This window comes from Myxococcus sp. MISCRS1 (genome assembly GCF_026626605.1).
Classification (GTDB): domain Bacteria; phylum Myxococcota; class Myxococcia; order Myxococcales; family Myxococcaceae; genus Myxococcus; species Myxococcus fulvus.
In genome coordinates this window covers 3,144,518-3,170,735 of sequence record NZ_JAPNKB010000001.1, presented here as the reverse complement: position 1 = coordinate 3,170,735, position 26,218 = coordinate 3,144,518, and the positions used below count along the sequence as shown (strand labels likewise).

The window sequence follows — 26,218 nt, the reverse complement described above, 5'->3', positions numbered from 1 at the left end:
TCGAAGGGGGGAGCACCCTACCATGCGCGGCCCGTGACTGCGTTTGACGCAAGTCGTTGGTTACACCTCCAACCGCTTGCGCAGCACCGCCAGTCGGCTGCGACCCACCGGCAGTCGGGTGCCGTCCCGCAGCTCCACCGCGGTGCGTGAGCCCTCGGAGGCGACCAGCTCGCGGACGTCCGTCACCCGGACGAGATAGGAGCGGTGGATGCGGAAGAAGTCGGTGGGGAGCAGCTGCTCGAGGCGCTCCAGGCTCTTCTCGCTCAGCTCGGTGCCACCTCCGCGGAGGACCAGCTCGGCGTAGTCGCCAGCGCCCTGGATGTACGCGACGGAGTCCAGGGGGACGAGGACCACGCCTCCGCCCTTCCTCACCGCGAGGGTGCGCAAGGGCGTGGCCGCGCGGCTTCCGACACGGTCGAGCGCGAGGGCGAGCCGCTCCGGCGTGTAGGGCTTGGGCACGAAGTCCAGCACGCCCAGCTCGAAGGCGCGCAGCGCCTGGTCGGTGTTCGCGGAGACCACCACCGTCTGGAATGCGCCGGAGACTGCTTCCGTGAGCAGCGTGAAGCCGTCCTCGCCCGAGAGGTTCAAGTCCAACAGCAGCACGTCCACGGTGCGCTCCGCCAACAGCGCGCGCGCCTCGGCCAGACTCGCGCAGACGCGCGGGGATGGCTGGCCGGGCCCCAGGTGCTGCTCGCACAGCCGGGTGAGACGCCGCGCGGCCAGCGGTTCGTCCTCCACGATGAGCAGCCTCACGCCGGCACCTCCACCCGCGTCAGCCATCCCGCGGCGGTGGGCCCATCCTCGAGCCTCCACGCCCCGGGGAAGGCTTCTTCCAATCGCGCACGCAGATAGCGCGCCCCAGTGCCATCACCGCCACCCCGGCCCGGACCCGTGCCCACCGGCGCGAGGAAGACATAGCGCCGACGTGGCCCCGTGCCCTGGGCGACGACGCTGCTCTCGAGCCGGAAGGTGTGGGGCGAGACGTAGCGGTTGTGACTGAAGGCGTTCTCCAGCAGCGTGTGCAGCAGGGCAGGGGGGACGGGGGCCTTCAGGTCCACGCCCTCGGTCTCCAGGTGGAAGGATGTGCCCTGGCGACAGCCCATGACCTCCAGGTGGGCGCGACACAGCTCCAGCTCGCGAGCGAGCGGGATGGTGCGCTCACCGGAGACGGCGAGCAGGTGCCGGTACGCGGCGCCCAGGGCCTCGATGAAGCGCACGGCCTGCGCGGGCTCCGTCTCCACCCACTCACTCAACGCGCCCAGCGTGTTCATCAGGAAGTGCGGCTGCAGGCTGCGCTTGAGCAACTCCAACTGCAGGCGCTCCGCGGCGCGCGTCGCGCTCTCGAGCCGCTCTTGCTGCCGGCGCTGCTGCCGGGCATGGACCACCGTGAGGCAGAGCAGCAGCCCTCCGAAGGCGAGGAAGAAGCCTCGCTCGGAGAAGCCCCACGGCTCCAACAGGAAGAGCGTCCCGGCGAAGCCGAGCCCCGCGAGCGTGCCCAGGGGCGCCCCGACCTCTCCTCGACGCCACGCCCGTACGCAGAGCACCGTGGAGACGACGAGCGAGGCCCCGAGCGCGAGGGTGTTCTTGCCATCGAACCCTGGAACGAAGGCGAGCGAGAGCAGCCCCAGCCCGAGTCCCAGCCACCGCATCCAGCGGCGTGGCTCGCTGAAGGCCGCGTGCACGGTCGCCGGCAGCAGCGCCGCCACCGCCAGCATGGCCGCCGCCAGCAGCCGCAGCCGCAGTGCGTGCTGGGGATAGGGATAGTTGGCGAGCCCGCGCCAGGCCTCCAGCAGGATGAGCGCCGAGGCGGCGAAGCACAGCAGTCCGAGCAGGAGCGTGGCGAGCCCTCCCTGCGAGAGCCGCACGCGCACGAGGTGGTAGAGCCCCATCAGCACCAGCGCGCCCAGCATGCAGAGGGACGGCACCAGGCCGAGCATCCGCGCCTGGGCGAGGGACGCAGCCTCGCCGACGTGCACGTGGTGGATGGTGCCCACGGGCTGGAAGCCGAGCCGGTGCGCCGAGATGTGCATCGTCAGCACGTGAGGGCCCGGCGTGCTGAGCTCGGGCGGAAGCGGGAGCAGGACATCGACGCGTCCTGGGACCTCTTCCGTGGCGGTCCGCCCCACCTGTCCATTGCTACCCAGGGGCCTGCCATCCCACCAGGCCTCCCATGCGCCGAGCACCGAGAGGATGAGGGCCGGCGTCGGGGCTCCAGCTTCACGCGGGGGCACGTCCACCTGGGTGCGCAGCCAATACGGGTCCGCCCCCTCGTTCACCTCGTCGACCGGCACCGTGCGCCAGCCCCGTTCGTCCGCGGAGAGCGCGACCTCGGGGGTGAGCGCCTCCGTGTTCACCTGGACCTGTCCCTGCCTCACGGAGGGCATCGCGGCCGAGACGGTGAGCGAGAGCGCGAGGCATCCCGCGATGACGATGGAGGACATCATGGCGCCCAGCATACGCAGCCCCGGGACGGCCCTCGTGCACTCCGGCGACCCCGCGAGACGTTGGGCGACGGGCACCCCACGCGCCGTGCTGGCCACCGCATCCTCCTCGTCGAAGTCCTTCGCGGAGGAACCCGATGCGCGCCGTGCTCCTGATGACCCTCATTCTTCCCGTGTGTGTTGCCCATGCTCGGGGTTTGGAGCTGCAACCCCATTCCTTCCAGGCTCGCGACGGTCGGAGCGTCCAGGCGGAGCTGGGCACCTTCACCGTGCCCCTGCGTCACGCTCGTCCCGAGGGCCCGGGCATGTCCCTGCGCTTCGTGCGCTTCAAGAGCACGAATCCGTCCCCGGGTGCGCCCATCGTGTACCTGGCGGGTGGCCCGGGGGGCTCCGGCATCGATGCCGCGCGCCATGGTCGCTTCGACCTGTTCCTCGCGCTGCGTGAGGTGGCCGATGTCATCGCCCTGGACCAGCGGGGCACCGGTGAGTCGAATCCTCATGCCGAGCTGTCACATCCCTGGGCCATTCCGCTCGACCAGCGCGTGGACGAGGCGCTGCTCGACACCACGATGAAGAGGGCCGCGGCCGAGGCGAGCCGGGCCTGGACGGCGGCGGGTGTGGACCTGGGCGCGTACACCACGGTGGAGAACGCCGACGACCTGGAGGCGCTGCGCAAGGCGCTGGGCGCCCCGAAGCTCAACCTCTGGGGCATCAGCTACGGCACCCACCTGGGCCTCGCCTACCTGCGGCGCTACCCACAGCATGTGGACCACATCCTCCTCGCCGGCGTCGAGGGACCGGACGACACCTGGAAGCGGCCCGCCCACGCGGAGGCACTGCTCGACCGTTGGGAGGCCGCGCTGCGCGCCGAGGGCGAGCGGGGTCCGGGCCTGAGGGCGCGGCTGGCGAAGCTGTTGAAGTCGCTGCGTCGGGAGCCTCGCACCGTGGAGGTCACGAACCCGGAGACAGGGGAGCGCGGCACCTGGAAGGTCAGCCCCTTCGACCTTCAGCGCACCCTCTTCGAGTCCATGAGGGACCCCGCCACCTTCCGTCGCTTCCTCGCGCTGCTCCCGGCGCTGGAGGCCGGAGACTTCGCGCCGATGGCGCCCTTCGCGGGCCTGCTGCGCGAAGGGTCGCTGCGACCGATGTCGCTCGCCATGGATGCGGCCTCTGGTGTGAGCCCGGCGAGACAGGCCCTCATCCGGAAGGAGGCGTCGAAGTCACTGCTCGGGGGCAGCGCCAATCCTGGCGCACTGGTGGCGGCGGATGTGCCCGGCGTGAGCGACCTCGGTGCGGCCTTCCGTGGCCCGCTGAAAGCCTCGGTGCCCGTGCTCCTCATCAGTGGCACCCTGGACGGGCGCACGAGCCCGGACAACGCCGAGGCCCTTCGCCCGGGGCTCTCCAAGGCCGTGCACCTGGTGCTGGAGGGCGCGGGGCATGACGGGCTCTTCCAGTCGGACCCGCGCATCCTCGAGCGGATGAAGTCCTTCCTGAAGGGCGAGGCGCTCCGGGATGAAAGATTGGAGCTCAAGACGAAGCCCGGCGGTCCTTGACCCACCCGGCGCTCGAGCGGGAGTTGGGTCGCGGTGTTCGAAGCGGCGGCCCGATTCTCGCCCCCGGTCGCGCAATCGGGGGCGGCACCTCTGCTATTCATCCGTCTCGTGACATCCCAGCTCGGTCCATACACACGCAGCCGTCTGCTCTTCGGTGGCATCATCGAGGACCACCTCGCGCAAGTCACCAGCCCGCGCGGGCGCGAGAAGACGTTGGTGCTCCAGTGCCTCCGGTCGGACATGGCCGAGGATGTCGGGTTCGCGGAGATGTTCCTCGACACGGCGAGGCATGCCACCCTGCTCGACCACCCGAACATCGTGAAGGTCTTCGACTTCGGGGTGACGGACGGCACGTACTTCCTCGCCAGGGAGCACATCGAGGGCCCCACCCTGCGCAAGGTGCTCAATCACATGGCGGCCCAACGGATGACGCTGCCGGCGACCCTGTGCGCGCGCATCATCTCGCAAGTCTGCGCGGGGCTCGCCTTCGCCCATGACCTCGCGGACTCCGAGACGGGCGCGCCGCTGAGGCTCATCCACCGCTGCGTCAGGCCTTACAACATCCTCCTGTCACACCAGGGGCAGGCCATGATGGTGGACTTCGGCGTCGACGAACTGCGGTCCCGGTTCACCCCGCGCCTGATTCCCCTCCTTCACGAGGAGGTCTACACCGGGCCCGATGTGATGAGCCGCGCACCGATGGACCGTCGGATGGATGTCTATTCGCTCGGCGTGGTGCTCTACGAGCTGCTCACCCAGCGCAAGCCGTTCGAAGCCACGCCCGAAAAGAGCGTGATGCAGGCCATCCTGACCGAGCCCATGATCCCCGCGGAGCGGCACCGACCGGACCTGCCCGACGCCCTGCGCGCCATCCTCGCCCGCGCGCTCGCCAAGGAGCGGGATGAGCGTTATCCGGACTGCCACGCGTTCAAGGCGGACCTGGAGGAATTCATCCGCTCCACGGGCGAGTCCGTGAAACCGAAGCACGTGGCCCAGCTCGCCCAGCAGGTGAGCCCGGCCTCGGACCGCCTGGAGACCCAGCCACGGCCCTTCAAGAAGCGAGGCCGGGTGCTCGCGGCGGCCGTGGGGCTCGTGTTGCTGCTGGGAGGCGGCCTCCTGCTCTGGCGGAGGGGGGCCGCACCTGAGCCCCCGCGGGCCCCCGCTTCGACTCCGTAGCGCCGGCGTCCTCACCCCACACGTTCACGAAGCTCGAGCGGAGCGCCCGGGCTCACCGGAGGGGTCGTGGCGCGGATGCGCAGGGGATGGCCGGGCTCGGCGGTGAGCAGGAAGAGCGCGTCATTGTCCTCGCGGCCCACCCACCACCGGTCGCGTCCGGCGGACGTCACGGACACGGGTCGAGGCCATTCCCCTTCGAGCGTCTCGAGCACCTCGAGCCCGGGCAGGGACACCAGGAGGAGCTTGTCCTGGACGAAGAGGGCCGCCCGGTCCGCATCGAGGACACATATCCCGGCACCACCCCAGGTCAGCTCATCCTCGTCCTCATCGCTGTCGCTCCGCGGCAGGGAGCCGAGCAGGGTCCCATCGAGCGCGAAGTGGAGGAGCCCCGTCAGCTTGTAGTTGACGATGAGCAGGAGGAGGACGCCATGCGGCGTGGCCAGGGCCCTCCAGAAGTCCTGTTCATGGCCTGGCTCCAGTTGCAGCGCTCCCTCCGGCTGCGTCGCTCCCGAGCGGAGCACATGGACGCGGCCCCGGCCCTTCTCCACGACGGTGATGCCGAAGGGGCTGCGGTCGAGGAACGCCCCGTCAGGCGACTCCGGAAGCGGGAGCCCCTCGGAGTATCCGTACCCGTGCGTGGCGGACACGGGTTCGGGCAGGGGCATGGGCTCCCACGTCTGCCCGGACCCATCGGTCGTGAAGAGGGTGGTCAGCGAGAGGGTGTCGTCCACCTGCGCTCCGATGAGCCGGTCCCCATCGGTGATGAGATCGAAGCACTCCCTCGGAAAGGATTGGGCGGGAGTGCTCGCATCGGTCCCCACGGAGAAGACACGCCCGTCTCCGCTCCCCACCCAGACGTCCTTCGCCTCGGCGAGCGCGGCGAGCACCACGGGGGCTGAGGGGTGGCCCGGCGAGCCCCCTCCCAGCTCCCGGCGAACACCCTCGGCTCCGTGGATGATGATGAGTCGATGCGGATTGATGTCGAACAACCACGGCCCACGGGACAGGAGACGACGCGTCGGGTGCATGGCCCCGCAGCATATCGTGCGAGCGCGCTCCCGCTGCCTTCGTCCACCCGCCTTACTGCGGACGAACCACGGTCATGCCAGCCAAGGCCCAGGGGAACGCGTTTTCGTCGACGAGGAATGCCGACAGCTCGGCAGGCGAGATGAGCTGCTTGGGCTCCCAGACCTTGGCGCGACGCCTGCGATAGTAGCTCTGGGGTCCCTCGCCCGAAGGATACTCGGTCCAGGCCAACCAGGGCTCGTCGTGGCGGTCGATGACGAGTCTGAACGACTCGAACGTGGTGGTCGTGGACAGGACTTCGACGGCTTCGGGGGTGGACCAATCGGACCCTCTGTTCACGTTGTCGATGGATGAGAGCCGGAGGGTGCTGACACTGGTCGAAGGGCGGTGCTCGGCCCAGGCGAGGACGGCGCCTCCGTATCGCTCGAACGCAATCCCGGTACGTTCGGCGACGGCGCCCTCGGGAATGGGGATGGACGCCCCGACGGGAGTCCATCCCCCGGCCAGGTACGTGCGGACATGGAGGTGGGTGGCGCCGGTATCGGCGGACGCCTCCAGCCAGCTCACGAGCACCTCATCATCCAACGCGATGGCGGGCTCATGCGACCAGGAGCCAGGGGCTGGGTTCGCGCTGAGCGCCTCCCCCAGGGGCAGCCACTGCGTGCCATTCCAGCGAATGACTCGCACCTCCTTGTCCGTCTCGGTGGGCATCCCCTCCCAGGCGATGACATGTCTGCCCGATGGGTCCACCGCCATCGTGAAACGCACATATCTGGCTTGCGTGTCGTAGGGCTCTCCCAGGTGTCTCCACCCTGTCTCTTCATGGCTCGCGACATGGAGCTGGTAGATGCCGGTTTTTTCATCCCGTTCATCCCACGCGGCGACAAGCTCGCCCTGCTTCGCCGCCACCGTGAGGTTCCTGGCGGGCCGCGAGCGGGCGTTCTCCGCTCGGAGCGGAGGGAGCAGCTGCCACGCCTGGCCATCCCACCGCGCGACGCTTGGCTCCTGGGTCGTCGAGGCGAGGTCGATGTAGCCGACGACGGGGCTCGTCCCATGGCGCTCCTGCGTCAGCGCGAGCGACGTGGGGAAGCGGGCAAAGTTCGAGGAGAGGGGCTCGGTGCCGTCGGTGAAGGGCCAGTAGGTGGACTCGTAGGTGTGAGAGACGGTTGCCTGGCTCGGGTCGAGCGGGTTGCCGGCCCGGTCGGTCAAGGTCCGCTGGAGCAGCTCCGCATGGAGCGTGACAGGGGGCAGGAGCGGAGACTTCGGGACCAGCGCGAGGGTGGTTCCATCCTCGCTGAGGACCGCTTGATGGGCGACGGAGAAGCCATTCTCGTCGCGCAGCCGGGTGGAAGAGGCTTGGAGAGAACCCGGTAGCAGCGGCTCCGAGAAGACCACCGTGATGGGCGAGGTCACCGATGGATGGCTCTGTCTCGGGTACCAGGCGACAATCGAGGGGGGCGTGCGGTCCACCGTGACGGAGACGCTCTCCGACTCGAAGTTCCGCTCCCCGCCCACGGCTCGGGCCACGAACGTGAACGAGCCCTCGGCGTGCGTGGCGCAGTCGACGACGTGCTGATACGGCGGCTCCAGCACCAGGGGCTCCCGCGCATCCATGAGGAGCTCCACGCGCTCGGGGGTGCCACCTTCGACGAGGACGGAGAGCCTCCACGGTCCCTCCCCGCAGAGCGAGGGGCCCTCGGTCTGAACGGTGACGCGCAGCTCGGACTCGGGAGGTGGCTCTTCTTCGCGAACGGCGGGCGGCGTCGGCTCGGACTTCAGGGTGCCACAAGCGGTCGTTCCCAGTGCCATGAAGAGCAGCGGGAGGACCCAGGCAGGGCGGGTGGGGTGCATGGATGACCTCTCGGATGGAGTTTCGCGAGTCAGGCCTTGGACACGCGAAGCCGTCGGACTGGGACTCAGTGCGTGAAGCCCACTCCGAGGCTTGCCCCCAGCGACACCGTCGACGCGGTGCCTGTCTCCGCGCGCACCCACGTGTGTCCCGCGTTCACGAGCAGCGACACCGCGAAGGGCCCACGAACCGGCATCCATGCTCCCGCCGCCGCGCCCAGGGTGGGATGCAGGGCGAGCGTCTTCTCCCCGTTGCTGGGCTGCCATTGCCGCGACAGCGTGGCGCCCACCTCCACTCCACCGTGCAGCCGCAGGCTTCGCCAGAGGGGTATGTCTTTGCCCGCGCCCAGCCGCAGCGTGTGGTCATTCTGTCGGAGGTTCCCGGAGGGATGTCGTCCATGCCGCACGTCCACGCCCGCGGTGAGGACGTTCACCCATGCCGCCGCCCACGTGTACTGGAGCATGGCGCTGCCACCCAGCATCGCTCCGAAGGACGGGACGAGCGGCCGGCCGACACTGGGCCCCACGTGGAGACGCAACACGGGAGCCGGTGGGCCCTTGAGCGCGGTGGCCTCCAGTCGCTGGGGGCGGAGCTGGGCGCGCGTGAGCTGCGCACGTCCGGCGTCGGGTACCTGCACGCGCGCGGTCAGCGCGGTGTGCTCGCCGCGCGTGGTGACGATGTATCCACCCGCGGGGAGGGCGAGCGTGGCGGTGCCCGCGCCCTTGCGCAGGTTGCCGAGGAAGGGCTCCCCGGCCAGCGTGAACACGGTCCAGTCCCCGGGCTCGTCGATGGCGAGCGTCAGCAGCGACGAGGCCCGCGCGGGAGAGGAGAGGACGAGGTCCCCCTTCCCCTGGAGGTCGAAGTGGAAGCTGGGGTGCTGCGTGCCCGCGCGGGACAGCAGCGAGGACTCCACCGTCCGCGCATAGGAATAGGTGTAGGCCTCCGCGAGCGTGACGCGGCCGTCCCCGGACACGTCCGCCGCCCCGCGCAGCGCGGCGACCAGGTGGTGCGTGAAGACGGAGCCTCCGAGCGCGTCCGACTCCTGCGCGGCTTCATCCGCGGCGGAGGCGGTGATGATGACCCGTCCGGCCAGCTGGGGCCGCTCCACGCTCACCAGGACGCCGGGGATGGGCTTGAGCCCCTTGAGCCGCACCGCCTCACCGGACTGGCACGAGTCCACCACCAGCAGCGCGACGCTCACGGGCGCGCGCTCGATGAACCGCACCAGCTCCTGCAAGGGGAGGTTCGTGCCGGACAGGTGCAGCTCGCCCGCGTCCGCGTGGCTGGAGACGTAGACGAAGAGCTGGTCTCCCGGGCGTGCCTGCGCCAGCAGATGGCGCTCGAAGCGGGAGACCGCTTGCCGCACCGTGTCCGCGTCATGGCCCAGGACGAGCACGGCGTCCTCGCGGCGCACGTCACCCACTTCGTGCAGCACGTCCATCAGGTTGCGTGCATCGCGCTCCGCGAAGCGCAGCACCGCGTCCTCGCGGGAGCCCTGGTTGTTTCCCACCGCGAGGGCGAACCGGCGCGGGCCCGCCTCCGCGACGGCCGTCGCCGGCTGCGTCGCCACCACCGCCGCCAGGAGCAGGGCGAGCGTCATGGCCGGGCCTCGACCTGGAGCGCCACGGCCGCGTGCGCCACGCCCGGTGGGACATTGGCGAGCGACAGGCACGAGGCCGACATCGGCGTGGCGTGGCACTCGGGCTTCAGCGTGCCCAACCACTCCTGAACGGTGTCGAGCCGCAGCGGCGTCTCCGAGTACAGCGCGTGCACCACGAAGTCCCCCTGGGTGACCTGGAACAGGGGGGCGGGCTGTGCGGCGGCCAGCTCGCCGCTCTGATGTCCTCGAGGTGGCCACAGGGCCTCCACCTGCTTTCCGCTGTCCATGGCGACGACCAGCGCGTAGCGGTGCCCCGCGCTCCTCAGCCGGAGCGCCACCTCGTCCCCTTCCTGGAGCCGGGGGTTGACTTCACCGTCCTTCAGCCGGAGCAGTTCCACCTGGGGAGGTCCCTTCACTCGCATGCCCACCAGCGGCTCCACGGCCCCCGGGAGGACAGCTGGCGCGGTCGCCGGGTCCTCCGCGCGGGTTCCGCGGACCACGACCACGGAGGCCAGGGTTGCGAGGACGGGGACGAGCAGCCAATGGGTGAGCCATGGGAAGCCGGGCCTGTGTGGCGTGGTCTCCGATTCCGACAGGACGCGCGCCCGTGTCCGGGCGAAGTGGGGTCCGGCACGGACCTGCTCGGCGTGCGCTTCCATCAGTGCCAGCCGCTCACGGCAGGCGGCACAGGTCTCCAGGTGTGGCGGCCTCACACCGCCAGCGACCACCTCGTCCATGACGAGGTCCGACAGGTGTTCACTCATCCGGCACCTCTTCGATTCCGCTCCGGCTCGCCCAGTGAGCGGGCCAGGGCGCTGATGCGCTGGACGTCACGGACGATGGTCTTCCGAGACAGTCCCAGGATCTGGGCAATCTCCTCCTGGGTCATTCCGTCCAGGTAGTGAAGCGTCGCCACCGTGAGGGCGCGCTCGTCCAGCTCGCGCGCCAGCTTCAGCAGGAAGTCCCGGCACTCGGTGGTGGCGAGCGGGTCGACGGTGCCCTCGTGTTCGACCGGGGCTGGCGCGACGTCACGCAGGGCGCGGGCGCGGAGCATGTTGAGGCTCACATTCGTCGTCACCCGGTAGATGAACGTCATCGGCCGGGCCTCACGGCGGAACTCGGCGGCGGATTGGAGGACGCGGATGCAGGACTCCTGCACCGCGTCCCAGGCATCCGCCTCCCGCTGAAGCAATGCGAAGGCCCTCCGGTACATGCCAGGGGCGTACCGGTCGTACAGGTCCTGGACCTCCCTGGCGCTCAACCCTGGCGGCATCTTCACACCCATGGACACGCGGGCTGGGACACCTGGGACATTTATTTCGCGAAAGAGTGTCGGGGCGGTGCCTCGTGGCCCTCGACGGAGGGAGGCTGGGTGCCAATACTGTGGAAATGCTCACGCTTTATGGTTTTGGCCGCGTCAACTCGAAGGTGGTGGGACTCACGAGGGATCTGCGGGCGTTGTGGGCGCTCGAGGAGCTCGGTGTGCCCTATCGGGTCCACGGGGTGGACCATCCCGCGGGGGAGCTCGGGAGCGAGGAGTTCCGGCGGATGAACCCCTTTGCCCAGGTGCCAGTGCTCGACGACGAGGGCTTCGTGCTCACCGAGTCGGGTGCCATCCTGCTGTATCTCGCGGAGAAGACGGGCCGGTTGATTCCCGCGGACTTCCAGGGCCGCGCCCAGGTGACGCGGTGGTGCTTCGCCGCGCTCAACAGCGTCGAGCCTCCGCTGTTCCAGTTGGTGATGATCGACCTGCTCGGCGCCGCGGACCCCACGGGCGCGCAGCGGCGTCCCGGGGTGGTCCAGTATGCCGAGCGCGTGCTGGGCGCGGTGGAGGTCTGGTTGGGTGACCGTCCGTATCTCGCCGGCGAGGCGTTCACCGTGGCGGACATCCTGATGGTCACCGCCCTGCGTGAGGTCCGCAACGCGGGCGTGTTGGAGCGCTTTCCGAGGGTCTCCGCCTATCGCGAGCGCTGTGAGCAACGGCCCGCCTGGCAGCGGACGCTGGATGCCTATGAGCAGCGGCTGGGCGTCCCGGCGGGCAGCGCGCGTTAGCTTCTCGCCGCGGCTATCATGACGTGAGCACCCTGGCGCGATGCTCCCTCGCGAGGGAGCGGACCTGCCGACTGAGCGAGGACAGCCCTTGGAGTCACGACACCTCTCCGCACCCGCCTGGTCGGCGTTCAAGTCCTGGCTGCTCAAGTTGACCGGCGTTCCTGTCTCCCGTCTCCGGCTGCTGACGGGGGGCTGTCCGGCGGAGGAGCTGCCCGCGCTCGCGAAGGAGCTCAAGCGCGTACGGGCCGACTTCAAGAAGCGCCCCAACGAAGTCTCGGCTCCCGCGGACGAGGGCCTGCGGAAGGACTACGCGGCGCTCGGCGTGCCCTGGTCCGCGTGGAGCGAGGTGGCGAGTGAGGTCCAGCGTGACTTGAAGCGCAAACGTTACGCGCACTGGGCGGGAGTGGATGCGCTCGAGTTCCCCGAGGGGCCTGCCTTCGGCGACCTGGTGACCGCCGTGTTGTTCGGAGGCGTGGAGCAGGCACGCGCCCATCTGCTGCGCCGCGCGGCGCTCGCGGCGGGCTCTCTGGAGGCGCTGTGGTGCCGTTGGCTCGGAGGGGAGCCGCTCGAACCCGGGACACTGCGCGCGTTCGCGGGCGCACCGGAGCAGCTCGCCGAGCCTCTCTACACGCCGGGCATCGAAGAGGTGTTGCCGCTGTACTTCGTGGAGCCCGACGCCAGCCGTGCTGAACGGGCACTGGAGGTCGCCGAAGGTAAACTGGGGCAACCGCTGTCGGACTTCCTGCGCTCCCTGCTCGGCCTCTGGAGGAAGGAGACGTCGACGGAGGAGGTGAGGGCGCGCTTCGATGCGCTCGTGGCGTCCGTGACTCCCTCGAAGGTCTCCCAGCTGTGCGCGCCCGCCTATCTGTACGGTCGCTACGTCGAGGCGCTCCCGGCTCATGCGTTGATGGAACAGGTGGGCTCGCGTCTCGAGCGCATCGCCGTGCCCGCCAAGGTCGCGGACGTCGAGCCCGTGATGGAGGCCCTCACCGCGGTCGAGGAGTTGACGGCGATGGGGCTGGGCCTGCGCGTGGAGCAGGAGCCTGGGAAGGTCCTCCTCTCCGCGCAGGAGCCGGAGACGACGGGCGGGGACGAGTTCCTGTAGTGCTCGTCCATAGATGATGACTATCCATCCATTGACGACGCGGGATTCACGGTGAGCGGCGGCGAGGTCTATACGTAGACCCATCACGAACGCGCTGAACGCCGTCTGCTCTCACCGCGCTTCGTGACCACTGGACCTTCAGCGCGCGGTCCACGTCCCTGCTGGGACGGGGCCGAGCCATGTCCACTTGCACGAGGGTGAATCCATGACGACGCAATCACAGAAGGCCGGGAACGTTCACGTGGGGCTGCTGGTCCGCCTGGAGGCGAAGGCGGGCAAGGAGGCCGATGTGCAGCGGTTCCTGGAGGGCGGTCTGCCCGTGGTCCAGGCGGAGCCGGCGACGGCGCAGTGGTTCGCGCTTCGCCTCGGTCCCACCACCTTCGGCATCTTCGATACCTTCGCGGACGAAGCGGGCCGGCAGGCGCACCTCGCGGGCAAGGTCGCCGCGGCCTTGATGGCCCAGGCCCCGGAGCTGCTCGCCCAGCCCCCGTCCATCGAGAAGGTGGATGTGCTCGCGGTGAAGCTCTGACCGACAGCGCCTTCAGGCACCTGGGCGCCCGCGTCCCGCGCTGTCCAGCAGCGTGCGCCAGAAGAGCTTCGCCGCGGGAGGCGCGGTCCGGTCTCCCGAGCGCATCAGGGACACGGTGCGCTGGAGCGCCGGGTCGACGAGCGGCCGCGCGGTGGCGGAGCCCTGGGCGTGCAGGATGGAGTGCTCGGGCATGAATGCGAAGCCCACGCCCGCGGCGACCAGGCTCTGAACCCACTCCTCGCGCTCCGTGCGATAGCTGGCGTACAGCGCCACCTTGCGGGACGTGCACAGCGCGCCGACCTGTTCGCGCATCTCGCAGGAGAGCCGGTCGATGTAGGGTTCATCGGCCAACGCCGCCAGGGGAACGGTGTCCTGCGCGGCGAGGCGATGTCCGGGTGGGAGCACGACCAGGTAGCGCTCTTCATAGAGGGGCGCGACGACACACCAGTCGGGCGTGGGCGCGGCGGCGTGGGTGATGACGAGGTCCACCTCGGCCTCCTCCAACTGCTGCACCACCGTGTCGCGCGTGCCGATGCGGAGCTCGACCTCCACGCCGGGCGCGACGGCGCGAAACGCCGCCAGGTCGCGGGCCAACCGCGCGGGGCCGATGGTGTTCAGCACGCCCACGCGGAGGGGCACCTGCTTCAACCGACGGTGGTTCTCCGCGATGAGTGCCACGCTCCGGTTCTCATCCTCGATGCGCTGGAGCCGGGGGAGCACGCGCCGGCCCAGGGGCGTGAGCTTCGCGCCGCTCCTGTCTCTCAGGAGCAGGGGCCCGCCCAGCTCGCCCTCCAGCTTCTTGATGGCGGCGGTCAGCGTGGGTTGGGACACACGGCAACGCTCCGCCGCGCGCGTGAAGCTGTGGGTCTCCGACACCGCCAGGAAGTACCGGACCTGATGCATCTCCATGCGGCGCAGGCTCGCTCTCCAGTCGCGCGCGGGCAAGCCGTCAGCTGCGATGGAGCGTGCCGTGAGAAAAAGAACCGGGGGCAGGCTTTGCACCTGCATCTGCGGAGTCAGAGTCCGCCATCTTTGCTGGTTGGACGACCCCGGTAGGGTTTGTTGCGTGAGGCGAAGCGGGCGACGGGATTCGAACCCGTGTCGACGGTATGGGAAACCGTCATCCTGCCGCTGGACGACACCCGCGTTGCTGCGCTTCCAACGAACTTGCGAGGGATTGACGGCGGAGGATTTCCATCCCTGACTCCGCCCTGTCTTCCCCGCGCCTCGTCACGTCCCCGCGGTGGGGATGACGGCCGACAGGTTCACCAGGGCGTCGCGCCTCGTGCCGTGCTTGACGAAGTCCTGGAGGCAGCGAGCCAGCGTCGCGGCCAGCAACCCCAACAGCGGCAGGTGCGCGCCACCCTCGCAGGTGGCCTGTCCGGCGGTGTCCTCGGCGTCCGGCGTGAAGCGCTCGTCCCAGCGCACCAGACCGAAGGTGCCATCCGCGCTCACCGCACCGTGCACCAGCGGCTTGCCCGCCTCCCGGGCGAATGCGGAGAGCAGCAGGCGGCTCTCCTGGTTGTCGAAGCAATCCACCAGCAGGTCCGCGCCGCCGCACAGCGCCGCCACGTTGTCGCGGGTGACGCGCACGCCGAAGGACTCCGCCTTCACGCCGTGCAGGTTGAGGAACTGGAGCTTGAGCGCCTCGGCCTTGTTCTTCCCCACGGAGGGCTTCACGTGGGCCTGCGCGAGCAGGTTCTTGGACTCCACGCGGTCGAAGTCGATGAACACCAGCGTGGCCTCCAGGTTGCGGCACAGCACGGCCGCCTGCGAGCCGACGGCCCCCACGCCACAGAAGACGATGCGCATGACGTCACCTCACCGCGCGCCGAAGGGGACCTTGGGGCGCAGGTAGATGCGCTCGTCGCCGCGGGCGCCGCGGAAGCGGTCCACCATGAAGTGCTGGAACGCGTCCTCGCGCAGGTGGGCCAGGTGCAGGCCGGGCACGCCGCCCGAGCGCACCATCTCCGTGGCGATGCGGCGCACGTCGGCGTCGGAGACGGGGCGGTCCAGCTCCACCGGCACGTCCGCGGACATGCCGTCGTAGGTGATGTTCAGCGTGGCCATGGTGGGGCTCCTCGCGGGGCCCTCGTGGGACGCGGGAGCGCGGCCGACGGGGTGGCTCGCGGGACGCGGGTGGGCGCGGCTTCCTGACCGGGCGCGCCCGTGCGCTGGAAAGACGAGGGCCGGACTCCGCCGTGGAGACGGAGCCCGGCCCTCGGGGGCCGCGAGGGGGAGGGTCCTCGCGGCCGGATTCCTACTTCGCGCCTTCGCCGCTCACCGTCGTCGGCGAGGGCCCGGGCGGGGTGCTCACCGTGGGGTTGAGCGGCAAGGCGCCGATGAAGCCCGAGTACGCCATGCGGTTGGGCGTGCACTCACCCGCGCTGCGCACCTCGCCCTCGGTGGCGTTCTCGAACAGCGCGCTGGCGACGGCGTCGGGGGTGGCCTGGGGGTTGAGCTCCAGCCAGAGCGCGGCCACGCCCGTCACGTGCGGCGCGGCCATGGAGGTGCCGCTCAGGATGCGCGTCTGGAAGTCGCCGTAGTGCCAGGCGGAGGTGATCTTGTTGCCGGGCGCGAAGACGTCCACGCAGTCGCCGTAGTTGGAGAAGTGGGCGCGCTTGTCGCTCGTGTCCGTGGCGGCCACGGTGATGGCCTCCGGCGCGCGGGCGGGCGAGTGCTTGCACGCATCTCCCGACTCGTTGCCGGCGGCGAGCACGTAGACGACGCCCGACGCGATGGAGCGGCGCACCGCCTCGTCGAGCGCCGGGTCCGTGTCGGTGCCCAGGCTCATGTTGGCCACGGCGGGCGACTTGTGGTTCTTCGTCACCCAGTCCACGCCCGCGATGACACCGGCCGTGGTGCCGCTGCCATCACAGCCGAGCACCCGGACGGAGTGCACCGTGGCGTTCCTCGCCAGCCCGTAGGAGCTGCCCGCGGCGGTGCCCGCCACGTGCGTGCCGTGGCCATGGCAGTCATTGCCCTTCATGCTGTCGCCGATGGCGTCGAAGCCGACGGAGGCCCGGCCGCCGAACTCCTTGTGGGAGAAGCGCACGCCGGTGTCCAGGATGTACACGTGCACCCCCAGCCCGGTGGCGTTGTACATGTAGAGCTTGTCGAGCGGCAGCTGCCGCTGGTCCACCCGGTCGATGCCCCACGTGGGCTTGGGCTGGCTCTCGCGGATGGACACCACGCCGTTCTCCTGGACGAAGGCCACGGCGGAGTCCTGCGACAGCGCGCGAGCCTGCTCCTCCGTCATCCGCGTGGCGAAGCCGCGCACCGCGTGCTCGTACACGGAGAACGCGGTGCCTCCGTACTTCGTGGTGAGGCCCTGGGTGAGCTGGGCCACGGCGAGCGGCTCCAGGCTGGCCTCGGGCTCCTTGAGCACCACCACGTACTCGCCCGGCACCTTCTTGCTCACCTCGACGAACTTCTCCCGAGGCGGCGCGAGGAGCGCGGCGGTGGCCGTCGCGTCCCTGCAGGTGGGCCGGCTGCTCGAGCAGCCCCCCAACAATGCCAGTCCACCCATGGCCAGCGTCATCGCTGTCGTGCGTCGATTCATGGCTCATCCCCCTGCACTGGGTCTCCCCGAATGATACGGATGGACTTATAAATCGGCTTAATCCTGATTGTGTCCCGAGGGATGAGACAGTCGTCTGTCATTGAACGAAGCGCGGAATGCCGACATGGGGGCGTATTGCCTACCAGGCGCGCGCGGTGGTTCCCCACCAGTAGAGGGAGGCCTCCAGCGGATGCTGATGTGGTTTTTCGAGCATCGGACGGATGCCCATCTCCCGCGCGGTGTTGCGCAGGTCCGCGTGCCAGTCCTGATGCTCCGGGGACAGTCGCGTGGCGGCGATGGCCAGGGCGCTGGCGCCCACGGAGTAGCCGCCCTGGAGCAGGGGACCACTGGCGGAGTCCTCCTTGCCCTTCACGCCGCGAGGCCATTCCCGACAGGCCGCGAAGGGGAGCAGGGCACCTGCTGGGTGGTCACAGTGTCCCTTCACCAGCGCGGAGGTGAAGGTGGCGGCGGAAGGGTGCGCGCCCATGGCCAGGAAGGCGCCCGTCCACGCCAGGGTGGTGCCGCGAGGCAAGGGCTCCACGGGCTTGCCCCGCGCATCGACCTTCGTGGGAAAGCCCGAGGGCAGGGCCGCGAGCTCCACCAGTCGGGCGGTGAGGCGCTCACCCATCGCGAGCGAGGCCGCGTCGCCGCGCAGCCGTCCGTGGAGGAGCAGCCCCGCGGCGGCGGGCGCGCTGTCACACGGCCAGATGGACTTGCCGAAGGAGGGCAGCAGGAGCTGTCGCTCCAGTGCCTCGACCAGCTGGTCGGCCAGCGCGTCGAACAGGGCGGTGCTTTGCGCGTCGGACACGCCCGCGCGCTCCATGCCCGCGAGCATCAACAGGACGTAGCCCCGGTACAGCACGCTGCGCGGAAGCGAGTGTCCCTGGACGACGGTGACGCCGTCCCGCAGGAAGGGCGCGCGGGCCCGTGTGAGGGCGTCGTCGAGGAGCGCCTTCAGTCGCCTGGGAGTCTCGGGCAGGGGGCTCCCCGCGAGGGACCTCTGGACGAGGATGAAGGACAGGTGTCCGTCACACAGGAGCTGCGCCTCCACGAAGCGGCGGCTCGCGTCGCCCAGGAGTCGGGGCTCGCAGCCTCGTCCGAGGATTCTCCGCTCCAGTTGCGCCAGGGACGGGGCCGACGGGGCCTCCGTCGGTGGGGTGTCCGTGAGGCCGGCCTCGCTCGTACCGAGCGCGAGCAGGAGCAGTGGCAGGAGCGGGGAGGGCATGCGTCCCACAGGGGAGCATGGTGGCGCCGGGCCGTGGGCGACGGGGTCCTCACCGGTCGCCGAGCCGGTGGGAGTGGTCGCTCCCACCGGCTGGACGGCGTGGCCTCAGGGGCCTTCGCGCTGGACCTTCAAGTCACTGAAGCGACCCTCACGCTCCAGCCGCCAGAGGTCCTCATCGGTGACGAAGGGTTGGCCGAGCAGCTCGCGCGCGCGCTTGACCTTCGCGAGCAGCACCGGGTCCAACACGGGCGTGCTGTTCTCGCGCGTGGGGCGGGGAGGCGGTCGCATGATGGAGAAGGTCCCCCGCGCGGGATGTCCATCCTCGGTGGTTCCCTCGAGCAGATAGGTGACGTGTGTCACCGAAGCCTCGGCGCGGGTGTCGAGCGCCACGGGGACTCCCACGTCCTGGCCCACGGGGAGCAGGTCCACGCCCAGGCTCACCTCGGCGGTGTCCTCGGGAAGCGGCGGTGCATCGGCCTCCGGGACGAGCGAGCGCAGCGCCGTCACCCGCTCCAGCCGCACCGGACGCTTCCAGCGGTGGGACAGCTGGAAGGTCTGACGGACCACGCCCTGCGCGTCCTCGACGGGGAAGCGCGGCGAGCCCACCGCGAGCACCGTGACGATGCCTTTCTTGGCGAAGTTCTCGAACGTCGTATCGAGGAGCTGGAGCGAGGAGCGTCCCGCCGCCTTCTTCCCGGACGCATCGAACGCCTCCACCTTCACCAGGTGCTGCGAGTACAGCGCCGCGGGCCGCATCGGGTCGGGGCGCAGCGAGTGCGTCACCCGGGGCGCGCTCGTCGTCACAGTGTGGCGGTCGTCGAAGGTCCAGACGAACTTCACGGGGGCGAAAGGCGTGGGCGCGCCGCCGGCCCGGGGACGCTCCAGGATGCGCGCGAGGAACTCGAACTCCTCCTCCGTGTTGGGCGCGCGTCGGGAGAAGATGTCCACCTGTCGCTCCGGCTCACAGTCCTTCACCGTGTACCGGGGCACGCGCGCCTGGGTGGCGACGTTGTCCTTGCCGAACACCGTCACGGTGGGCAGCTCGTACGTCCCATCCGCCATCCGCCAGACCCGCAGGGGCACGCGCATGCCGCTGCCCGCGCCGATGGTGGCGTGCAGGTGGGTATCGTCTCCGTCCGGCGAGTGGGCGCGGACGCTGATGAGGTTGTCCTCGCCGGAGCAGACCTCCCGCTTCTCCACCGTCACCTCGTCGATGATGGGCGCGGGGACGCGAGGCGGAGCGGTGGGCCTCCGCGCGTGCTCGGTTCGCGAGGGCAACACCGCGGTGGTCCGCACCTCGGCGCGCGTGGGCGTGCCGTCGAGGGCGGGAGAGGGCTCGGGGCCGGGAGGTGTGTCCGGCTCGTTCGAGCGCAGCAGCACACCCGCCATCAGCGCCGCGATTCCCAGTCCGAGCATGAACGTCCTGCGTCTGCGCCACCGTGAGGGTTGCGTGGGAGTCATCCAGGGCTCCTTGTGGATTCGAGCGACGCGTGAGGGCTCACTGCCAGCAGCCGTAGACGTTGCCGCCGGAGTTCCACTGGAGCTGATGGGAGTAGTCGCTGGCCCACAGTGTGACGTTGGACGGGTGTACGCCCCATCCACCGATGCGGTCCGGGCTGATGGAAGTGGCGGTGGCGTTGGGGTCGTCGCGCACCTGCCGCCAGATGACGCTGGTGCTGGTGTCGCAGCGGTTGGCGGACATGCAGTTGGCCACCTGGTTGCCGGCGTTGGTGCACACGTTCCAGAAGACGGGGCAGATGACGCTCAGCGCGACGTTCTCGAACCAGCCCAGCGACTCCTTGCACTGGCCATGCACGCCCCAGTGGACGGAGTTGGCCGCGTTGGCGGTGACCTCGTGCGGGTACGTGTACGGGGAGACGGCGCCCTTGCCCGCGTAGACGTGCGCGTAGGCGAGGAAGGTGGAGCACACCATGCCGTTGTTGGCCGCGTTGCCCGGAATCTCGTGCGCCGCCTCCAGGTCCCGGTACTGGAACAGCGAGTAGGGCACGCGTGAGCCGTTCCACAGCGGCCGGTCGATGCGCTGGCTTCCATCGACGCGCGAGACGTCGCTGACGTATGGGTGGTTGAACCAGAGGCTGTTCGCGATGCGGGCCGCGCCCGCGGGGTCGCCCAGCTGCCACGCCGTCCAGTCCGGCCCGTGGCCGTTCGCATCGTAGAGGTAGTGGTAGATGCCGCCCTGGTTCACCTGCTCCAGGCCCGGGTAGCCGTACTGGAGCTGCGACGCGACGAGCGGTGTTCCACAGACGGTGGGCCAGTTGTTCTGGGCCGGGTCCTTCATGGTGGCGTGGGTGACGCCGCCGGTGGGGCCGTGGGAGAGCATGGAGTGCGTACGGAACTCGCCAATCGCATCAATGACGTTGCGGATGGGCCCGTCGTTGCTGCGGCTGAACACCACCGCGCCGTTGGGGGCGTTCCACCCGGCGGCGGTGTAGCCACACTCCGAAGCGGCGGCGGGAAGCGATGCTCCCAGCGCGGATACCGCGAGACAGCCTGCGAGGACTCGACGCATCAGATACTCCCGGACATGCGACGCTCCCGTGGGCCGGCCCTCTGGTGTCCCAGGCGCGGCGCGAAGCAGAGGTCCGTGGGAGCGGCTTCACCGATGCCTGGGAGGCTGCACGGTAGGCACGGCGGCCGTGCATTCCAGGCTGGACCTGGAGGGCAGTGCGACGGGGGACAGGGGCTTGCCCCAGGAGTCGGTGGGAGCGTTGGTTGGTCCACGCCCAGGACGTCCTCGGGTGACCTCCCGGGTTGCGGTCGCGGTGCGGGGACGCATCCTCGGGGCAGGCGAGAGGAGGAGTGTCACACATGGAACTGTCAGCTCGGATGCATCGCTGGGACGTCACGCCGACGGAGGCCGTGGCGCTCCAGCGCGAGCTCCGGGAGCGGGTGGTGCTCGAGCCCCCGCCGGGCCTGAGGGTGGAGCGTGTCGCGGGCGCGGACGTGTCCACGGAGAAGGGGCGGGACACGGGCTTCGGCGGAGTCGTGGTGCTGGACGCCGGCACGCTCGTGCCCGTGGCCCAGGCGGGTTCGGCGGTGACCCTCGGGTTTCCGTATGTGCCGGGGCTGCTCTCGTTCCGGGAGCTGCCGGTGGTCGCCGTCGCGTGGGAGCGGCTCTCGATGCGGCCCGACGTCCTCATCTTCGACGGGCACGGCATCGCCCATCCGCGACGGCTGGGCATCGCGAGCCACGGTGGGCTCCTGTTCGGCATCCCCTCCATCGGGTGCGCCAAGTCCCTGCTCGTCGGCACGCACGGCAAGCTCGCGGACGCGCGTGGCTCCACGTCGCCCATCATCCACAAGGGCGAGGTGGTGGGAATGGCGGTCCGCACGCGCAAGTCGGTGCAGCCCGTGTACGTCTCGCCGGGGCACCTGATGGACCTGCCCACGGCGGTGGAGCTGGTCCTGCGGGCGAGCCCGAAGTACCGCGAGCCGGAGACGACGCGTCACGCGCACCGGATGGTGAACGCGCTGCGCCGCGCGGACGGCGAGGCCGCGGAGCTGGAGTGAGACGACCTCCCTGGATTTGACCGACGGCCCGACGACCTCTATGTCCAGAGTCCTCGAGATGGGGACGGTTCCGGGCGCGAGCACGGCCCGGGCGGACGTGTCCCCGGCCACCTGGCGCGAAGAGGGCGTGGGCGCTCTCGTGAGGGTGGCGCAGCGAAGGTGGGGGTCGCCCGTGGGAGCGTCGATGCGGAGGTTGTCATCCCGGTGGAGTGAGCTGGCGTCGCATTACCCCGTCGTCGTGGTGGGGTCGGGGTATGGCGGCGCCATCACCGCCAGCCGGCTCGCCAGGGCGGGGCGCCAGGTGTGCGTGCTGGAGCGGGGCCGCGAGCTGCAGCCGGGGGACTACCCGCGCACGGAGGCGGACTTCGCCCAGGAACTCCAGGTCCACATGGAGGCGGAGAGCAACGTCGACCTGGGCCGCGCCACCGCCCTGTTCGAACTGCACCGGGGCGGCGACGTGGCGGTGGTGTCGGGGTGTGGGCTGGGCGGCACGTCGCTCATCAACGCGGGCGTGACGCTGCGGCCGGACCCTCGCGTGCTCCAGGATTCACGCTGGCCGGAGGCGTTCCGTGAGGACGTGCCCGGGCTCCTGGAGGATGGCTTCACGTGGGCCGAGCGCATGCTGCGGCCCACGCCCTATCCGGAGTCCTCGCCGCGCCTGGCCTCGCTGGCGGCCATGGAGCGCGCGGCCCGTCGCATGGGCGGCACCTTCAAGCGCCCCCCGCTGGCGGTCTCCTTCGAGGAGCAGGTGAACGACGCCGGCGTGAAGCAGGGCGCGTGCACGCTGTGCGGGGACTGCCTCACCGGCTGCAACCAGGGCGCGAAGAACTCCGTGCTGATGAACTACCTGCCGGACGCGCATCGCCACGGCGCGAAGGTCTTCACCGAGGTGTCCGTGCGCTACCTGGCGCGCGACGGGAATCGCTGGCGCATCTACTACCGGCCGATGAACACCGGTCGCGAGCGCTTCGAGGCGCCGGACCTGTGGCTGACGGCGGACCTGGTGGTGCTCGCGGCGGGCACCATGGGTACGGCGGAGATCCTGATGCGCTCGCGCGCGCTGGGGCTGTCGCTGTCGAAGCAGCTGGGCCAGCGCTTCAGCGCCAACGGGGACGTGATGGCCTTCGGCTACAACACGGACGTGCCCGTCAACGGCGTGGGCCACGGCGTGAATCCGCCGGAGGGCCGCGAGCCGGTGGGCCCCACCATCAGCGGCATCATCGACGAGCGCGCGACGGCCCGGCAGGAGGACGGCATGGTCATCGAGAACGGGGCCATGCCGGGCGCGTTCGGCAAGCCGATGCTGGCGCTGCTGTCCGCCGCGGCCGCGGTGGGCGGCGAGGACATGGACTCGGGGCTGAAGGACAAGCTGGAGGAGCTGGCCCGGGTGGCGGACAGCGCGGTGCGCGGCCCGTACCACGGGGCCATGCGCAACACGCAGACCTTCCTCGTGATGTCCCACGACGCGGGCGTGGGCGAGCTGCGCATGGAAGGGGACCGGGTGCGGGTGCACTGGCCGGACGTGGGCACGCAGCCGGAGCTCGCGCGCGTGGACCAGCGGCTGCGCGAGGCCACCGCGGCCCTGGGCGGCACCTTCGTGCGCAACCCGCTGTGGAACCGGCTCACCGGACACGAGGTCCTGTGCACCCATCCGCTCGGAGGCTGCGTCATGGCGGAGCACGCGGGCGCGGGCGTGGTGGACCACGAGGGGCGCGTCTTCTCCCGTCATGAGGGGAGCGAGGTCCACGAGGGGCTCTACGTCAGCGACGGCTCGGTGATTCCGAGGCCCCTGGGGACCAACCCGCTGTTCACCATCTCCGCGGTGGCCGAGCGCTCCGTCGCGCTGCTGGCGCGTCGGCGAGGCTGGCACATCGACTACACGCCCGCGCTGGAGGCACCCGCGGCCGACGCGCGGACGCCGGTGGGCGTGCGCTTTTCCGAGACGATGTACGGCCACGTGTCCGGCGCGGTGCATGAGCATGAGCTCGTCGCGGGAGACCCGAAGCGCGAGGGCGCCACGCGTCTGCGCTTCGTCGTCACGGTGGAGACGCGAGACCTGGAGCGCACGCTCGAGGACCGGCTGCACCCGCTGGCGCTCTCCGGCATGGTGGAGGCCCTGGCGTTGTCGCCCCGGCCGCTCGTCGTGGAGGGGGGCGAGCTGCACCTGATGACCCAGGAGGGCGCACGTCCTGGCGGGCGGCGGATGCGCTACCTGCTGCCGCTCGTCGCCGAGTCGGGTGAGCGCTTCTTCCTGGATGGGTACAAGGACGTCCACGACGATGCGGGCTTCGACCTGTGGGCCGACACCACGCGGCTGCTCGTGTCCGTGTACCGGGGCATGGACATCTCGGGCCCCTGCGTCGCGCGCGGCGTGCTGTCACTGGACCCGGCGGACTTCGCGAAGCAGCTCTCCACGTTGCGCGTGCTCGGCGCACGGGACGCGGTGGGCCAGTGGCAGACGCTGCTGCGCTTCGGCCGCTTCTTCTTCGGCGCGCTCTACGACACCTATGTGAAGAAGGCCGCGTAGCGGGCGGGGAGCCGGCGGCCTGTTCCGCCGTGCCAGCGGGTGGTGCTCCTCCCGTGCGCCGTGGGCAACCTGACCCCACGAAGGCACTCTGGGAGGACACGGCCATGGCGGACAAGCGGGAGCGCGAAGGGCAGGAGTCTTCTTCGACGGACGGCTCGAACGAGCGAGGCGGTCTGCCCATCGAGGCCCGCCGCGCCCGTCGGAAGGAGGCGCACGCGAGCCAGCACTACGCGGCCTTCCTGAAGCACCTGTGCGAGCGGGGCGGCATGTCGCCCTCGGTGGCCGAGAAGGCCGCGGTGTCCGTGCTCTGCGCGGTGGAGCAGCGCATCACCCAGGGGGAGACGCAGGACCTGGAGGCCCAGCTCCCCAACAAGCTGACGCTGCTGCTGCACCGCTGCGAGCGCCACGAGGACGAGCTGCCCAAGGGCTTCGGCCGCGAGGAGCTGCTCGCGCGCGTGGGCGAGGACCTGGCTCTCAACCCGGAGGCCGTGGAGCCCGTGGTCCGCGCGGTGCTCAACTCCGTGCGGGCGCAGATTTCCGAGGGCGAGGCCGAGGACGTCATGGACCAGCTCCCCGAGGACCTCAGGGAGCTGTGGCGCCGTCCGAGCTGACGTCAGGCCCGCGCCATCGGCGTGTAACGCATGCCGGAGATTTCGCGCAGGGGGCCCGTCCACCAGGGCTCCTCGGACACCCAGACGTCGCGGCCGTCCTCGCGGGCCACCATGCCGCCGGGGGCCACGACGGAGAAGCGGGGGGCGCGTCCGAGCGCCTCGGTCAACGCGGCCATCGTCGTCTCGTCCTCCTCGGAGAAGCCGAGTGGACCCTCGGGGTGGCTGTGCGTCACCTCCACCAGCTCCTCACGCCAGTACCAGATGGCCTCCCAGCGCGCGCGGGAGTCAGGCAGCAGCACGGGGCTGTCGGAGGCCTCGCACCACAGCACCTCCTCGTCCCGTCCGATGAGCAGACACACCTCATGCGACGACATGGTTCCTCCTCTCTTCGCGTGTCACGCGTGCCGGGTGATGACCAGCACGTCCGTGTCGATGGCCTCGCGGATGACCGAGGGCAGGCTCTCCAGCGTCACCTCGCTGTCCGCGCCCGCCAGGCACACGCCCGCGTCCAGCACCTGGAGCGTGCGCGCGTCCACGATGGAGACGAACCGCTCCCCCATGAAGCTGAACGTCACCTCCAACTGGTTCCCCGCCATGCGACGATGATGAAGCAGCCGCGCTCCCGCGCCCCGCAGCGCCACCTCCGCGCGGGAGTGGTCTCCCACTGGCGCGCCCCGGCCCCGTGACATGTCGCCCGACAGCACCCGTCGACGGGCCTCCTGGGCCAGCTCGGAGGCGCGGACCGTCTGCGCGTCGAGCCACGCTCGCTGCTGCTCGGCCACGCGCCGCGCCTCGAGCGCCCGCTGGTGGACCCGCCGCTCCTCCGCCAGGGCGCGCAGGCACGACTCCGCCTCCGGACGGCCCAGCTCAGCCACCCTCAGCACCCGCCCTCGCGTCTCCGCGGGGGCGAAGCGGATGTCCAATGTCCTCGACGCGGCCTCCAGCAGCGCATAGCCGAACGCCGCGCGCAGCGGAGCGCTCACGCCCTTCACGGACGCGAGCGGCCGTCCCTCCTCCAAGGCCCGACGCGCGGCGTCCTCCGCCTCGCCCTCGAACTCCACGCCGTCGAACAGCAGCGCGCCGTCGTGCCAGCGCCGCGCGCTCACCGGCGCGAGCGGTGACGGCTCATCCTCCGGCAGCAGTTCCAAGGGCCGTGCCACCGCGCCCTCGAGCACCAGGCGCGCTCCCCAGACATGACCGCGCACCCGAGGCAGCGCCTCCAGACCCTCGGGCCCGGCGGGCTCACGGGCGGTGGCCTCGCGCCCCTTCAACTCGAAGCGCCACCACCCCGGGGCCACGGGGGTGGTGACACGGAGGCGTCGCGTGGCGGTGTCCACGGTGCCGCCGCCCAGATACGGCAGCACCGCCGACTCCACCTTCCCGAGCAACTTCCGGTAGTCCACGACGCCTCCTTGCCTTCACCGCGACTTC

The 26,218-nt window shown here is 70.5% G+C and carries 24 protein-coding genes and 2 tRNA genes; 8 read left to right on the top strand and 18 right to left on the bottom strand.

Annotated elements, in window-relative coordinates; genetic code table 11:
- Positions 1-60: 60 nt before the first annotated feature.
- Positions 61-753 (bottom strand): LytR/AlgR family response regulator transcription factor, encoded by a 693-nt coding sequence (locus tag OWM54_RS12090; RefSeq protein WP_267697598.1) that lies wholly within the window; start codon positions 751-753, stop codon positions 61-63.
- Complete coding sequence (locus OWM54_RS12085) at positions 750-2,444, bottom strand: histidine kinase (protein ID WP_267697597.1); 1,695 nt, start codon at positions 2,442-2,444, stop codon at positions 750-752. Before OWM54_RS12085 ends, OWM54_RS12090 begins: the two co-directional genes overlap by 4 nt.
- Positions 2,445-2,578: 134 nt before the next feature.
- On the opposite strand from OWM54_RS12085, the gene OWM54_RS12080 reads away from it, so the two are divergent.
- Together OWM54_RS12080 and OWM54_RS12075 are read left to right on the top strand one after the other, a co-directional pair.
- Positions 2,579-3,994 carry an alpha/beta fold hydrolase gene (locus OWM54_RS12080; RefSeq protein ID WP_267697596.1) on the top strand — a complete coding sequence of 472 codons (1,416 nt, stop codon included), beginning with the start codon at positions 2,579-2,581 and terminating at the stop codon, positions 3,992-3,994.
- Between the two features lie 108 nt (positions 3,995-4,102).
- Entirely contained in the window at positions 4,103-5,170 is a 1,068-nt protein-coding gene (locus tag OWM54_RS12075; RefSeq protein ID WP_267697595.1) for a serine/threonine protein kinase, read from the top strand.
- Positions 5,171-5,181: 11 nt separating this feature from the next.
- On the opposite strand, the gene OWM54_RS12070 is transcribed toward OWM54_RS12075, so the two are convergent.
- From OWM54_RS12070 to OWM54_RS12050, 5 genes are all read right to left on the bottom strand, one after another.
- Positions 5,182-6,198 carry a hypothetical protein gene (locus OWM54_RS12070; protein ID WP_267697594.1) on the bottom strand — a complete coding sequence of 339 codons (1,017 nt, stop codon included), beginning with the start codon at positions 6,196-6,198 and terminating at the stop codon, positions 5,182-5,184.
- Positions 6,199-6,250: 52 nt separating this feature from the next.
- Positions 6,251-8,047, bottom strand: coding sequence for an Ig-like domain-containing protein (locus tag OWM54_RS12065; protein ID WP_267697593.1), 1,797 nt, complete (start codon positions 8,045-8,047; stop codon positions 6,251-6,253).
- A gap of 65 nt (positions 8,048-8,112) precedes the next feature.
- Positions 8,113-9,645, bottom strand: a complete 1,533-nt coding sequence (locus tag OWM54_RS12060) for a caspase family protein (protein ID WP_267697592.1) — start codon at positions 9,643-9,645, stop codon at positions 8,113-8,115.
- Positions 9,642-10,067 carry a hypothetical protein gene (locus OWM54_RS12055; protein ID WP_267697591.1) on the bottom strand — a complete coding sequence of 142 codons (426 nt, stop codon included), beginning with the start codon at positions 10,065-10,067 and terminating at the stop codon, positions 9,642-9,644. The genes OWM54_RS12060 and OWM54_RS12055 overlap by 4 nt, the downstream gene beginning before the upstream one ends.
- 338 nt (positions 10,068-10,405) lie before the next feature.
- Positions 10,406-10,930: an RNA polymerase sigma factor gene (locus tag OWM54_RS12050; RefSeq protein ID WP_267701121.1), complete on the bottom strand. Its 525-nt coding sequence runs from the start codon at positions 10,928-10,930 to the stop codon at positions 10,406-10,408.
- 104 nt (positions 10,931-11,034) lie between these two features.
- Here OWM54_RS12050 and OWM54_RS12045 point away from each other — a divergent pair, with 104 nt between their 5' ends.
- The 3 genes from OWM54_RS12045 (at position 11,035) to OWM54_RS12035 (ending at position 13,331) form a co-directional block, all read left to right on the top strand.
- The gene (locus OWM54_RS12045) at positions 11,035-11,697 is read left to right on the top strand and encodes a glutathione S-transferase family protein (RefSeq protein ID WP_141326615.1); all 663 of its coding nucleotides are present in this window, start codon (positions 11,035-11,037) and stop codon (positions 11,695-11,697) included.
- 88 nt (positions 11,698-11,785) lie between these two features.
- Complete coding sequence (locus OWM54_RS12040) at positions 11,786-12,802, top strand: hypothetical protein (RefSeq protein ID WP_267697590.1); 1,017 nt, start codon at positions 11,786-11,788, stop codon at positions 12,800-12,802.
- A 205-nt stretch (positions 12,803-13,007) separates the two neighbouring features.
- Positions 13,008-13,331, top strand: coding sequence for a putative quinol monooxygenase (locus tag OWM54_RS12035; RefSeq protein WP_141326619.1), 324 nt, complete (start codon positions 13,008-13,010; stop codon positions 13,329-13,331).
- Between the two features lie 12 nt (positions 13,332-13,343).
- Here the strand turns inward: OWM54_RS12035 and OWM54_RS12030 are convergent, their stop codons facing one another.
- The 9 genes from OWM54_RS12030 to OWM54_RS11990 form a co-directional block, all read right to left on the bottom strand.
- The gene (locus tag OWM54_RS12030) at positions 13,344-14,240 is read right to left on the bottom strand and encodes a LysR family transcriptional regulator (protein ID WP_141326621.1); all 897 of its coding nucleotides are present in this window, start codon (positions 14,238-14,240) and stop codon (positions 13,344-13,346) included.
- 72 nt (positions 14,241-14,312) lie between these two features.
- Positions 14,313-14,385: transfer RNA gene (locus OWM54_RS12025), tRNA-Gln, on the bottom strand.
- A 21-nt stretch (positions 14,386-14,406) separates the two neighbouring features.
- Positions 14,407-14,477: transfer RNA gene (locus OWM54_RS12020), tRNA-Gly, on the bottom strand.
- Positions 14,478-14,561: 84 nt separating this feature from the next.
- Positions 14,562-15,143 (bottom strand): ThiF family adenylyltransferase, encoded by a 582-nt coding sequence (locus tag OWM54_RS12015; RefSeq protein ID WP_248545695.1) that lies wholly within the window; start codon positions 15,141-15,143, stop codon positions 14,562-14,564.
- 9 nt (positions 15,144-15,152) lie between these two features.
- A complete protein-coding gene (locus OWM54_RS12010; protein ID WP_046711652.1) occupies positions 15,153-15,401 on the bottom strand; it encodes a hypothetical protein in 249 nt (82 codons plus the stop codon).
- A 190-nt stretch (positions 15,402-15,591) separates the two neighbouring features.
- Positions 15,592-16,893, bottom strand: coding sequence for a S8 family peptidase (locus OWM54_RS12005; protein WP_267697589.1), 1,302 nt, complete (start codon positions 16,891-16,893; stop codon positions 15,592-15,594).
- A gap of 139 nt (positions 16,894-17,032) precedes the next feature.
- On the bottom strand, positions 17,033-18,118 hold the full coding sequence (locus OWM54_RS12000; RefSeq protein ID WP_223784474.1) for a hypothetical protein: 1,086 nt from the start codon (positions 18,116-18,118) through the stop codon (positions 17,033-17,035).
- Between the two features lie 105 nt (positions 18,119-18,223).
- Positions 18,224-19,579: a hypothetical protein gene (locus OWM54_RS11995; RefSeq protein ID WP_267697588.1), complete on the bottom strand. Its 1,356-nt coding sequence runs from the start codon at positions 19,577-19,579 to the stop codon at positions 18,224-18,226.
- A gap of 37 nt (positions 19,580-19,616) precedes the next feature.
- On the bottom strand, positions 19,617-20,648 hold the full coding sequence (locus tag OWM54_RS11990; protein ID WP_223747793.1) for a hypothetical protein: 1,032 nt from the start codon (positions 20,646-20,648) through the stop codon (positions 19,617-19,619).
- Between the two features lie 299 nt (positions 20,649-20,947).
- Between OWM54_RS11990 and nfi the strand changes: the two genes are divergently transcribed.
- The 3 genes from nfi (at position 20,948) to OWM54_RS11975 (ending at position 24,787) form a co-directional block, all read left to right on the top strand.
- Positions 20,948-21,649: a deoxyribonuclease V gene (gene nfi, locus OWM54_RS11985; protein WP_267697587.1), complete on the top strand. Its 702-nt coding sequence runs from the start codon at positions 20,948-20,950 to the stop codon at positions 21,647-21,649.
- 184 nt (positions 21,650-21,833) lie between these two features.
- A complete protein-coding gene (locus OWM54_RS11980; RefSeq protein ID WP_267697586.1) occupies positions 21,834-24,176 on the top strand; it encodes a GMC family oxidoreductase N-terminal domain-containing protein in 2,343 nt (780 codons plus the stop codon).
- Positions 24,177-24,280: 104 nt separating this feature from the next.
- On the top strand, positions 24,281-24,787 hold the full coding sequence (locus OWM54_RS11975) for a DUF2267 domain-containing protein (RefSeq protein ID WP_267697585.1): 507 nt from the start codon (positions 24,281-24,283) through the stop codon (positions 24,785-24,787).
- A gap of 2 nt (positions 24,788-24,789) precedes the next feature.
- On the opposite strand, the gene OWM54_RS11970 is transcribed toward OWM54_RS11975, so the two are convergent.
- Together OWM54_RS11970 and OWM54_RS11965 are read right to left on the bottom strand one after the other, a co-directional pair.
- Entirely contained in the window at positions 24,790-25,161 is a 372-nt protein-coding gene (locus OWM54_RS11970) for a Mov34/MPN/PAD-1 family protein (RefSeq protein ID WP_223747796.1), read from the bottom strand.
- Positions 25,162-25,182: 21 nt separating this feature from the next.
- Positions 25,183-26,190 (bottom strand): hypothetical protein, encoded by a 1,008-nt coding sequence (locus OWM54_RS11965; protein ID WP_267697584.1) that lies wholly within the window; start codon positions 26,188-26,190, stop codon positions 25,183-25,185.
- Between the last annotated feature and the right edge of the window lie 28 nt (positions 26,191-26,218).

Excerpts from the sequence above, each read along its gene's own strand:
- OWM54_RS12085 (WP_267697597.1), bottom strand. The coding sequence starts at position 2,444 with ATGATGTCCTCCATCGTCATCGCGGGATGCCTCGCGCTCTCGCTCACC.
- OWM54_RS12080 (WP_267697596.1), top strand. The coding sequence starts at position 2,579 with ATGCGCGCCGTGCTCCTGATGACCCTCATTCTTCCCGTGTGTGTTGCC.
- OWM54_RS12070 (WP_267697594.1), bottom strand. The coding sequence starts at position 6,198 with ATGCACCCGACGCGTCGTCTCCTGTCCCGTGGGCCGTGGTTGTTCGAC.
- OWM54_RS12065 (WP_267697593.1), bottom strand. The coding sequence starts at position 8,047 with ATGCACCCCACCCGCCCTGCCTGGGTCCTCCCGCTGCTCTTCATGGCA.
- OWM54_RS12060 (WP_267697592.1), bottom strand. The coding sequence starts at position 9,645 with ATGACGCTCGCCCTGCTCCTGGCGGCGGTGGTGGCGACGCAGCCGGCG.
- OWM54_RS12055 (WP_267697591.1), bottom strand. The coding sequence starts at position 10,067 with ATGCGAGTGAAGGGACCTCCCCAGGTGGAACTGCTCCGGCTGAAGGAC.
- OWM54_RS12050 (WP_267701121.1), bottom strand. The coding sequence starts at position 10,930 with ATGGGTGTGAAGATGCCGCCAGGGTTGAGCGCCAGGGAGGTCCAGGAC.
- OWM54_RS12045 (WP_141326615.1), top strand. The coding sequence starts at position 11,035 with ATGCTCACGCTTTATGGTTTTGGCCGCGTCAACTCGAAGGTGGTGGGA.
- OWM54_RS12035 (WP_141326619.1), top strand. The coding sequence starts at position 13,008 with ATGACGACGCAATCACAGAAGGCCGGGAACGTTCACGTGGGGCTGCTG.
- OWM54_RS12030 (WP_141326621.1), bottom strand. The coding sequence starts at position 14,240 with ATGGAGATGCATCAGGTCCGGTACTTCCTGGCGGTGTCGGAGACCCAC.
- OWM54_RS12015 (WP_248545695.1), bottom strand. The coding sequence starts at position 15,143 with ATGCGCATCGTCTTCTGTGGCGTGGGGGCCGTCGGCTCGCAGGCGGCC.
- OWM54_RS12010 (WP_046711652.1), bottom strand. The coding sequence starts at position 15,401 with ATGGCCACGCTGAACATCACCTACGACGGCATGTCCGCGGACGTGCCG.
- OWM54_RS12005 (WP_267697589.1), bottom strand. The coding sequence starts at position 16,893 with ATGAATCGACGCACGACAGCGATGACGCTGGCCATGGGTGGACTGGCA.
- OWM54_RS12000 (WP_223784474.1), bottom strand. The coding sequence starts at position 18,118 with ATGCCCTCCCCGCTCCTGCCACTGCTCCTGCTCGCGCTCGGTACGAGC.
- OWM54_RS11995 (WP_267697588.1), bottom strand. The coding sequence starts at position 19,579 with ATGACTCCCACGCAACCCTCACGGTGGCGCAGACGCAGGACGTTCATG.
- OWM54_RS11990 (WP_223747793.1), bottom strand. The coding sequence starts at position 20,648 with ATGCGTCGAGTCCTCGCAGGCTGTCTCGCGGTATCCGCGCTGGGAGCA.
- nfi (WP_267697587.1), top strand. The coding sequence starts at position 20,948 with ATGGAACTGTCAGCTCGGATGCATCGCTGGGACGTCACGCCGACGGAG.
- OWM54_RS11980 (WP_267697586.1), top strand. The coding sequence starts at position 21,834 with ATGCGGAGGTTGTCATCCCGGTGGAGTGAGCTGGCGTCGCATTACCCC.
- OWM54_RS11975 (WP_267697585.1), top strand. The coding sequence starts at position 24,281 with ATGGCGGACAAGCGGGAGCGCGAAGGGCAGGAGTCTTCTTCGACGGAC.
- OWM54_RS11970 (WP_223747796.1), bottom strand. The coding sequence starts at position 25,161 with ATGTCGTCGCATGAGGTGTGTCTGCTCATCGGACGGGACGAGGAGGTG.